We start from the raw sequence: 10392 nt of genomic DNA on the forward strand, positions 1-10392 counted from the left end.
TAATATAGCTAGCCACTCATCCAGGTCTATTTGTGACCAGTCTATTTCTGCTATTTTATCAAGAGGCACACCGGCGCAACTAGGCTCCAATGCTGTTCCAAAGTCCAAACCTAGTTGTGGGCGTACTTGCTCCTGTATTATCCTTGATAACGGAGAGTTAAAGCAGCAATACGCTTGATGCTTCTCAACACAGACACCAAGCGCTTTTGATTCGCAATATGATCCAACGTAAGTACAACTATCTGTCGCTCTCTTTGCGTTCATTTCAAGCTCCTCTGGTTCACATGCGTAAACCATTTGAATAACTGCAATTGCAACTACGTAGGCAGTGTAGACGTTCATAGCCCCCTTTAGCATTGACGCTGCTTGTTTTGCCATTTCCTCGGATGCTTGTTTTGCTGCTTTGTTAGCTGCGGCTGATGCAGCTGCTTCCGTACTTTTATCCTCTATAAAGTTGCTCATTATTTCTTGGAGCATTTCTTGAGCTTTTTCCTTTAGCTGATCCATAAGCTCATCTTTTAACTCTTCAATTGGAGAGAAAAAATCACCTACTGCACCTGAAATGTTATCCATGTAACTCGTAAATGGAGATGATACGTCTGACCAAGCATTCATAACCGGCTCGCGCAAACTTTGATAAGAGCTTTTAATTATGTTGTCTTTGCCAAGCGATAATATGGCCCCATCCAACTTTGGTACTTGGCTAATCATCATCAAATAATCCGACATATTTATATTCTTTGGCTTTTCACAGCAATCTGAAACTCCACCAACCGCTATTTTGCAAGTACCAGCCTTTCCTGCAAAAGCAGAGCAACCTAAGTCTATGTTTTCATCGCCACCCTCTTCAGTGGCCCCGCCAGTACACTCCATATCCTGTGTCATGAACTGAGCTGCATTTAATAAAGCGGTTGCTTTAGCAAAGTTATCTGCTTGATTTTGGGTTGCGTTAGGATCAAGGCAGTCATCTCCCATACACCTAATGGGGCCAGAGCATTGGTATTCGGTATTCTTTTCTACGGTTTCAGCTGTTACAGTACTACCACAATCCCATACTTCTTCTTTTACGTAGCAAGCTCCAGACTTACCCGCCGCACCATCAACACAGGTAGAGCTTATAAAGCCACATTGAGGATTATCTTCAAATTCAGTACATGTGTTTAAAATATTACCCTCGTTGTGGGGGCATTGCTCATTGCCGTGAATATCAATCCAACAATCCATTTATTTTTAGGTCCAATGCTCAGCAAATCAAAAACATGGGTTTAGGTCCAATGCTCAGCAAATCAAAAACATGGGAATATGAAAATGAGTACAGATCTATTTTCAACCCAAATCATGAGAGAGACATAAAATCACACATCGAATTAACTCAAAATATCGACCTCTTAAAAGGCCTTGAGTTAAAACATGATTGTGAGTGCTTATCTTTAGAAGAAGATGAAATAACAGATATATATTTTGGCGTAAACATGCCAGATGAGCATAAGAAAGAAATAAAAAGGCAAGTAAAAAAGGGGCCATTTACTCCTGAATTTTGGACAGCATCTATTTCAGACAAAGATTATAAGATGCTATTTCACCGATACAAATAAATAATTAAATTGGAATACGAATTAATGGAAATACCAAACATCCTTGTAAAAGACGCAGCAGACCAGTTTAAGAAAGCCTGTAGGCAGTGGAAGAGGTAGAAGAAGGCGTCGTATTACCTCTTATTAATTTGGCAACTGTAGCGATCGAACTTTACTTAAAGTCACTTTCGGCTGATGAAGTTAGAACACCTATTGATAGTGGGAGCTCCTGTATTGAAGAGCTTTATGCGAAAGCAAAAAGCGTAGGTGGAAATGGTCACGGCTTAATGAAGCGTCTGGAAGTGATTCCAGAAGCCTTCCAAAAACGATTGATATCCGCTTACAAAGCTGAATTCGGTGGATGCATTAAAGCTGTTCTGAGTCAATTTGAAGGAGCCTTTCAGGCAAGCAGATACCCGTACGAAAAGGGCAACGATTTCGGTAACTTTACCATCGACGATTTAATTAATATGACAAATTTCTTGAGCCACTTCGTTGAGCTTGAGAGCAATTGAAAATCAAGAGCGCCCACAAACCTAATTGGAAAATAGGAGTAACCGCAAAGCATGAATAGCTTAAAAATATATCTGATCATGGCTGTGGTAGCTGCAACTAGCAGCGCTATTACTTATCACCTAACCAAACCTTCAGGTCTAGTTATACAAAAACCTGAAATGCTAGAGCTAGTTATTAATAAAAGGATGGTAAAAGATTACTGTGCAAAATATCTTCTTATTGATGTTAGAAAGAAATCAGAAGCCAAGGGCGAAGTTGCACAAGTTAAAATTAAAAATATTGATGGTTTAGGTGTTTCGATAGATGAAATGTATTGCGTTGCTAATGTTGATGTTTTGATTTTAAAGAACGACACAAATGTAATCACTACAACAGATGAAACATACTATTATGGCTTGTCAAATAGTCGAGACCTTACACTTAATGAGTTAACTAAAAAAGATATTGAATCAGTATTTGAACATTATGCTGAAAGCAATTAGTCATAATATTGGTGATTGGAATAGCTATTGGATAGATGCAGCGTCAGCTCTGCGTATGTCAGATGACAGATGACAGTATAATCGTGCTTGATCCTGTTAATAAAGACGTCATTGAACAAGGTGTTAAAACCTATGTAGGCGGTAACTGTACGGTTTCATTAATGCTGCTTGCTTTAGGTGGTTTATTTGAGCAAGACTTAATTGAATGGGTAAGCCCTATGACTTACCAAGCAGCTTCAGGTGCCGGCGCTCGTAATATGAAAGAGCTTATTGCTCAAATGGGCTCTATTCACGCAAGCGTTGCAGATAAGCTTGCCGACCCGCAAGCGGCCATTTTAGAAATAGACAAGCTTGTAACTGAGCAAATTGCATCAAGCGAGCTACCTCAAGATCAATTTGGCGTACCGTTAGCAGGCAGCTTAATTCCGTGGATTGATGTGCCTATGCCATCAGGGCAATCGAAAGAGGAATGGAAAGCGCAAGTTGAAGCAAATCTTAGCGTCGCATAACGAATGGGTTAAAGTCGTACCCAATGAACGTGATATCACCGCGACAGACTTAACACCCGTTAAAGTTACAGGCACATTGAATATCCCAATTGGTCGAATTCGTAAATTATCTATGGGCCCTGAGTACATCAGTGCGTTTACCGTGGGTGACCAATTACTATGGGGTGCTGCAGAGCCACTTCGTCGTATGCTACGCATTATTGTTGAAGGCTAAATGAGATTATATTTGAGCAAAAAACTTTGCTCAAATATTCTATAAAGGCTCTTTTACAGAGCCTTTACATCATTGTTTTACAGACCTTGTGTTTATTTTTGTTCAATGGGCAAATATTACACATTGGTGTATTAGGTAATTTATGCCGTAAACAACACATAATACGTGGGTACTCACTATTTTTAAGTCTAATTTTGCGACATAAAGGGTGTGGCAAAGTAGCGTCTTTAGCGAGTAATAATGTGTCTTTACTAAATAACTGGGTTAGTAAATTAAATTTAAATTCTTGAGCTAACGGCATCTCTGACAAATACCAATAAAAACAGTACGCAACATGACTATAAAATAACTTTTCTGACCCCGGCGACAGGGTACTTAGTTGTTTCACAATAGGGTTTATCAGCTTAACAAGTAACCGCTCTAGCAATGTGATGGGTAACTCAGTCGGTCTTTGAATTTGATCTTCTCTAAGTACTAAATAGAAACATTCTACTCGCCCCGTTTGATGATAAGTCCAATGCCAGTTTTTAAGGTTCATCGCAGCATGCAATACACTCGCTTGGCTTTTTAATGCGTATTCTAATAGTGGCGGAAGCAAAAAGCCGAAAAACCATTGGCCCCACATAGAATGTAATGCGCTAAAGTCGATTGATTCTTGTTGCTGTTGTTGATAGCTCTTAGAAAAAGTAACGAGTGCTTCTGTATAATGCGGTTTATTTAACCGTTGTGATAATGGTTGGCAGTTTTTGGGGAGAGGTTGATGTGGCTCAATAATTTTAAAATGCTGACTATAAAATGGAGCCTGTCGCTCCAGTAAAGAGTTTAGCTCAGTGGTATCGTGTAACGCCATGTATGTTTGTACTTTCATTATGCTGGGGTGGAAGTTTCTTCACAAAATTGCGTCTTTAAAGTGTATTTTATGCCGCCTCATACAGAGGCGGCATAATAGCAATTCGCAATAATGTCGAGTTACTTAGAAACTATATTGAGCAGTGATGCTAAAGTTTCGTGGTGCGCCATATTGAAACTGGTTATAAAAGCCTAATTGGCTGTAATAACGTTTATCGAATGCGTTGTCTAAATTAGCGCGCAATGTTAGTTGATCGTTTACATTGTATCTTGCCATTAATCGAACAAGCCCATAACTTTGCTGGCTAACCTCCACTGAGCTTCTATCTGGCTTAGTAACATCTCTGTGGATCTCACTTTGCCAATTAACACCAGCACCCAGTTGTAAGCCATTTACCCAGTTATCTAATTCATAGGTAGTGAAGAGCTTTACTTGATGTTTTGGGCTGGTGGTTGTTATTTTTTCACCATCAGGGTCTTCTGTTTCAAATTGACTATAACCAAAATAGACGTTCCATTGCTCATTGATTGAACCATTGGCTTCAAATTCGAATCCTTGTGTTTTAGTGCCATCAATACCGCGGTATATAGGAACCGTTGTTCCTGGTAAGGTTTCTCCCGTTGCTTCACCAACGTTATCTTGACGGATCTCAAACACCGAGAGTGAGGTGTCTAACGCTTCTTCAAATAAGCTGGCTTTAATACCTGCTTCATAGTTTTTTCCTTTAACAGGATCGAGGTAACTGCCATCAGCTTGCACTCTACTTTGTGGTGTAAAAATATCTGTGTAGTTGGCATACAGTGATACATTTTGCCCAATAGCATAGGTGGCGCCGACATAGCTGGTAAATTCATTATCAACTTCGTAATCATGAATGGTGCCAAAATTATCTTGGTCAGTTTCCCAATTATCAATACGCCCACCTATTACCATAGAAAGTGAGTCGGTTAACTCAATATCAGAGGCAAGGTATATTGCTTGTTGTTTTGTTTCTCCCCATGAGCCATACAGAACTTCATCGCTCCATGTAGGGGTCGGATATGTAAAACCTTTATCTCTAAAGTCACCTAAAGGTAGAGCCTCATCTAAAGAGCCATAATATGGATTGGCAAACTCTTGCTTCTGTTGATTTGCGCCAATTAGAATTTGTTGTGAGCGGTCAAAGAGGGTAAAGTGACCCGTTAATTTTAAGTCGAATGTATGTTGGGTTCGATTACCGTCAATAAATGCCAATGAGCCAGGTATCATACCTTCGTTGGTTATTGGATCTGGGTTACCTGTAGCCCATAACACATCAAATTCTAAATCGTTATCGCCATAGATGTAGCTTGCTTTGAGTTGCCAGTCATCACTAAAATTATGTTCAATCGTAGCAAAGCTATTCAACGCTTTGGTTTTGGATGACGCCCAACGTGGGGCTGTTGATATATGATGGCTGTAGTTAGTTCTATTGCCTTGGTTGTCGAATAACGGTAATCCGCCTGACATTGTGCCTTCAGGTTTAGTGTCTTGGTAGTCAGCACCTAACGTCAGTAATGTATTACGACCTATATCTGCTTCGATAATACCGTATAGGGTTTGTCGTTGCTGCTCGTAACGATGCTGATAGCTTTCACGATCTTGATACGCTACGACGACTCGACCTCGTACGCTTGCGTCTTGATTTAAGCCTCCCGATAAATCAACAATACCGCGTAACTGTTGCCATGAACCTGTACTTAGGCTTACGCTTGCTTGAAACTCTTCTGTCGGACGCTTACGAACTAAATTAATCGCAGCCGACGGGCTACCCGACCCCAGCATCAAACCTGTTGCACCGCGAACAACTTCTATGCGCTGATAAATTGCGCTATCCATCAAGTTGTCACCATAGTTAAAGCGAGTATCGTAGGTTGTTGCCACTCCGTCATATAAAATACTGCTTACGCCAATACCACGGGCGCTGATTGAATAGCGGTCGTTGTCAGAAGGTCGGGTATTAATCCCTGTTACGCTGCTCATCACTTCAATAACTGAGTTTAGTTGTTGATCTTTCATCGCTTGCTCAGTTACGACTGTGGTTGATTGTGGTGTTTCTAGAAATGACAATTCTAAACCCGTTGCTGTACTCATTTGCTCAACTTTATAGCCTCGGGCATTGCTTTGTTCACCAACGACTGTGAGTACTTCCATATCGCTATGCTTTTTTTGCTCGGCCTGTAAAGATTGGCTAAATATCGCTAAACAAGAAAGTGCGACAGGCGTGAGTTTAAAGTAGTTAGTCTTTTTCATTTTTATTCGTAGTCCTATTACGTATATAAATAGTGAGGCCTATGCTTAGGCCATTGTTATGTCATGTTGAAAGTCATGACTAGTTGCAAAATCATGCAGTGGGTTTTTGATATCCCCAGCAAAACGGAGATTTTTCTCTCTATCTTCAAGGTCAATCATCTGCTGATTATTATTCAATTGAATACGGTTTAAGCAGGTACGCGTAAAGCGAGCCTTAAATAAGTTGTAACGTGTATATTTTTCGGAAAATTGCGGTTTTTCATGCTGATACTGATAAACTTTATCAGCGACTAATTGCCAAAAACCATGTTCAGTTAAACAATTTTGTGCATCAAGCTGAGGTGCGATAAAGCGGAAAATACAGTCGAAAATATCCAGTAGTATATAGTTTAATTTCATGTCCTCTTCTAGGCACACCGCTAAGTTAGCAACATGACCAGGTAAAGGTGAATTGCCGTTTAGTATCGCGACTTCCTCACCGATATCTTTCATTAAAATGGTAACTGGTTGGTGTTCTTCTAAAACGAGGATCAGGTTTTCACCATGGGGCATAAACACTAAATCATACGCAAAGAACGCATGTAATAGAGGTTGTAAATAAAGATCCATTAATTTGCTTACCCACTCATTTGCAGTGAGTTGAGAGGTATTAATTAGTTCAACTAGTAAGCTATTTTGTTGGCTGTCTTGATGTAGTAAGGCAGCTAATGTCAGAAGTTGTTGGTTTTCTTTAACTAACGGTTCTCCCTGAAACGTTAAACTGAAAGGGCTTTCTCGCCAAAGTGCACTGAGCATTTTTTTATAAGGCGTATCTTTTTCTAAAGCTTGCTCGTAATATTTATGGTGATAACCAATTGCTACGGTTTCTCTTAAAACGATAAAGCGATTTTTAGCAAAGTATGGGTCGCTGTTCACAAGCTCAGCAACAAAGGTGTTTATTTCGGGCGTTCGGCTCATGTAATAAGGAGATAACCCGCGCATAAAGCCCATGTTCAATATAGACAACGCCGTTTTCACATAGCAACGCTTGTTGTTATCTAAGTTGAAGAATGTGCGAATCGACTGTTGTACCTGATAATCGTCTTCACTGTGACCAAGATAAACAAGTTGCTTACGAGCAAGATCAGCAGCAAAAATTCGGCTAATCTTTTCGCGCCACTGCCAAGGATGTACGGGCATAAAGTAATAGTCCTCAGCTTTTTTATCATGCTCAGCAATCATGTTATTAAATGCTGCAACTTGCTGGCAGCCTAATTCACTTTCAATAAAACGTTCGTAATTAAGCTCTTCAATCATTGCTAGGCTTGTGTTTACCCGCGCAACAGCTAACCAGACTAATTTCATTGGTTGACCACTTTCAGGTGTAAGAGCGTGGCAGTCATCCATATCAAAGCCAATACGACCATTGTTAGCAACAAATACAGGGTGGCCTTCAGTCATGGCCGCTTCAATTTGCTGATAGTCGCAATTTACCAGCTCTGAAACGGATTTATTTTGATGAAGCAATTTAAATGCTTTACTGTATAAAGTGCTGGTGATTTCCTCTAAATAAGTTGGTAAGAGGCTATCGGTAATACCTAAACGATCTTTTAGGGCAATAATGAGTGTTACTGCATCTAAATCTTGGATAGTGCCATCTAGTTTGCAGACAATTGATTCTGGCTGAATATGTAGGTGATCTAGTTGATAGCGGCGAGCACTAAAGTCATAACTTAAAAGCCCTTGGTTGCTCTCTAAGAATAACTGAAATTGCTGCACTGTTTGTTTTTTATGTTCTTTTGCAGCAATAGGTTCTATTAGTTTTTCATGGCTAAACTCACACAGTATTTTGGCGACTAAATGTTGATTAGCACCTTGCCATAAATATTCAGATAAATGTTGAGGGAATGAATTTTTAATGATTTCCATAATTAGTCTCCTTGTGTTGTTGCTGCTTCAAAGCTTGCTAGGTCAGCAAAACCTAGCCATGCATCTTTGTGTGTAAGGCGAACGATATGACTGCTCTGAATACCTATTTTTTTATTTAGCTTATGTACTTTTTGATTATTAATGTCAGGCTCGACAACTAATCGAGTAAAACCTAATTTAGATAAGATGAGTTTTGCTGTTGCTGTGATAGCACGCCGACTAAAACCACTTTGCGGGGTGATTACGGGGGCAAGTAAAAGGTGCATGCCACAATCACCTGGGTGGGTTTCAAAATGTTTACCGATTTCGCCAAACTGCGGTTCATACAATTCAATAAAAAAAGCAGGGGTCGCATCTTGATAAGCTATAAGTGCTAGTTTGTGAGATGCGGGAGCAAGTTCACTTTGGCGTTGCTCTGCATTCATGTGTTGCATTCCCCAAAAGTGGGCATAATCTTGAGCAAGCCAGCTATTTAACAAGGAGAAGTGGTTCTGTGTTTGGTAAATGTAAAAACGAAAGTCATCAATAGCGAAGGCGTCCGTGTTTATTCTTGCTTGGCACTGGCTAGCGAAGCTTTTACTGACCTCTGCGTGGTTACAACTGTTCACATAGCCTCCTGTGACATTGAAGCAGTTTTACTACGTGAGGGCGCAAAGCAGCCCTCTGTTTTAGGAATGCCAAACTGTTGGAAGGCGATGCGTTCTTCAATGCTGTAAGGCGCTTTACCTAATACTTGTTTTAATATGATGGCATTGCGATAACACGCCATTCCGAGATCTGGCGCTGTTAGTCCATGGCTGTTGAGGCCTAGGTTTTGTGCAAAAATACGACCTTGCTCATCAATGTTATAGGTACGTTTTACTTGTAACTCGCCGTTCTCATCGAAGTTTAATTTATGACGTAATGGTTCAATGAAGTTGGGTAACTGATATTGATAGCCTGTCGCCATTACAAGTGCATTAGTATTAAAGCTAAAATCTTGCTCTAGCTCGTTATGTTGGCATGAGAGGGCAAGTTTTTGGCCTTCTTGTTTAATGTTCGTTAATGAGGTATTCGTTAAAAGCTCGACTGAGAAATCGCAATTCAGTTTCTTTTGATAGAGCAAATCGTAAATATCGTTAATGAGCTCTGAATTAATTCCTTTATAAAGCGACTTTTGTGAGTGGATAAGTTGTTGTCGCTTTGCACTTGGTAAATTATGGAAGTAATCAATATACTCAGGCGATGTCATTTCGAGAGTAAGCTTGGTGTACTCTAAAGGAAAAAACCGCGGTGAACGCGTCAACCAGCGTAATTGGTAGCCAAATTTATCAATATCTAGCAGTAAATCATGGAAAATCTCAGCTGCACTCTGACCACTGCCAACAATAGTAACGTCAGATTTACTTTGTAACATTGCTTTGTTATTAAGGTACTGTGAAGAGTGAGTTATGTGCTTATCGGTCGGGCAAAATTCAGGTAGCCAAGGTTGGGTACCAGTACCAAGCACTAAATGTTTACAATAAAAATCTTGCACCTTGCCAGTCACTTTATCTTTGCCAGAGACACGATAACAGTCGAGCTGTTGCTCGTATTCAAGGTTTTCTACGTGAAAATTAAACTTGAGATTATTTAACTGGCGGCACACCCACTGGCAATACTGATTATATTCCTGGCGCGGTAAAAAGAAGTTTTCGCGAATATAAAACGAATACAATTTACCAGTCTGCTTAGCAAAATTTAAGTAACTGAACTGACTTGTCGGGTCTGCCATCGTCACTAAATCTGACATAAAAGGGGTTTGCAGACTCGCAGAGTCTAATAACATACCTGGGTGCCAATCAAATTTAGGGCGACTGTCAACAAATAGCGTCTTCAAATCTGAAAGTGGCGAAGAAAGCGCTGCTAAGCTTAAATTAAACGGGCCAACACCTATTCCGATTAAATCATAAATTTCTGGTTTCATTGTCTTTTCCTTAAGCTGTGCACAGTTGTTTGCTTTTGCAGTCGACCACATATTGTTCGCCAATTTTGCAAATTTCATTCAATACGTCGTCTATGCTGTCTATCGATGCGTGAGGGTTTAATA

At 40.1% G+C, this 10392-nt stretch carries 9 protein-coding genes and 1 pseudogene; 4 read left to right on the forward strand and 6 right to left on the reverse strand.

From position 1 onward, the window contains the following. The coding region (gene traN, locus ACT3RM_RS15400; RefSeq protein ID WP_441995234.1) for a conjugal transfer protein TraN at nucleotides 1–1224 on the reverse strand (1224 nt) is incomplete at its 3' end. A gap of 35 nt (nucleotides 1225–1259) precedes the next feature. Here traN and ACT3RM_RS15405 point away from each other — a divergent pair. The 4 genes and pseudogenes from ACT3RM_RS15405 to ACT3RM_RS15420 form a co-directional block, all read left to right on the forward strand. Further along, nucleotides 1260–1595 carry a hypothetical protein gene (locus ACT3RM_RS15405; protein ID WP_193039148.1) on the forward strand — a complete coding sequence of 112 codons (336 nt, stop codon included), beginning with the start codon at nucleotides 1260–1262 and terminating at the stop codon, nucleotides 1593–1595. A gap of 86 nt (nucleotides 1596–1681) precedes the next feature. Then, nucleotides 1682–2089 carry a hypothetical protein gene (locus tag ACT3RM_RS15410; RefSeq protein WP_193039147.1) on the forward strand — a complete coding sequence of 136 codons (408 nt, stop codon included), beginning with the start codon at nucleotides 1682–1684 and terminating at the stop codon, nucleotides 2087–2089. Nucleotides 2090–2140: 51 nt separating this feature from the next. Further along, on the forward strand, nucleotides 2141–2572 hold the full coding sequence (locus ACT3RM_RS15415; RefSeq protein WP_193039146.1) for a hypothetical protein: 432 nt from the start codon (nucleotides 2141–2143) through the stop codon (nucleotides 2570–2572). 16 nt (nucleotides 2573–2588) lie between these two features. Further along, nucleotides 2589–3295 (forward strand): annotated as a pseudogene (locus ACT3RM_RS15420) (aspartate-semialdehyde dehydrogenase); the annotation flags it as partial. A 64-nt stretch (nucleotides 3296–3359) separates the two neighbouring features. Here ACT3RM_RS15420 and fhuF read toward each other — a convergent pair. From fhuF to ACT3RM_RS15445, 5 genes are all read right to left on the reverse strand, one after another. Further along, nucleotides 3360–4145: a siderophore-iron reductase FhuF gene (fhuF, locus tag ACT3RM_RS15425; RefSeq protein ID WP_193039145.1), complete on the reverse strand. Its 786-nt coding sequence runs from the start codon at nucleotides 4143–4145 to the stop codon at nucleotides 3360–3362. 123 nt (nucleotides 4146–4268) lie between these two features. Beyond that, complete coding sequence (locus ACT3RM_RS15430) at nucleotides 4269–6317, reverse strand: TonB-dependent siderophore receptor (protein WP_441995236.1); 2049 nt, start codon at nucleotides 6315–6317, stop codon at nucleotides 4269–4271. 144 nt (nucleotides 6318–6461) lie between these two features. Then, complete coding sequence (locus ACT3RM_RS15435) at nucleotides 6462–8324, reverse strand: IucA/IucC family protein (RefSeq protein ID WP_192532721.1); 1863 nt, start codon at nucleotides 8322–8324, stop codon at nucleotides 6462–6464. Nucleotides 8325–8326: 2 nt separating this feature from the next. Beyond that, complete coding sequence (locus ACT3RM_RS15440) at nucleotides 8327–8932, reverse strand: GNAT family N-acetyltransferase (RefSeq protein ID WP_192532720.1); 606 nt, start codon at nucleotides 8930–8932, stop codon at nucleotides 8327–8329. Then, nucleotides 8929–10269, reverse strand: a complete 1341-nt coding sequence (locus ACT3RM_RS15445; RefSeq protein WP_192532719.1) for a lysine N(6)-hydroxylase/L-ornithine N(5)-oxygenase family protein — start codon at nucleotides 10267–10269, stop codon at nucleotides 8929–8931. Before ACT3RM_RS15445 ends, ACT3RM_RS15440 begins: the two co-directional genes overlap by 4 nt. Nucleotides 10270–10392: the final 123 nt, after the last annotated feature.

Source organism: Pseudoalteromonas sp. AOP7-A1-14 (assembly GCF_052376275.1).
Lineage (GTDB): Bacteria > Pseudomonadota > Gammaproteobacteria > Enterobacterales > Alteromonadaceae > Pseudoalteromonas.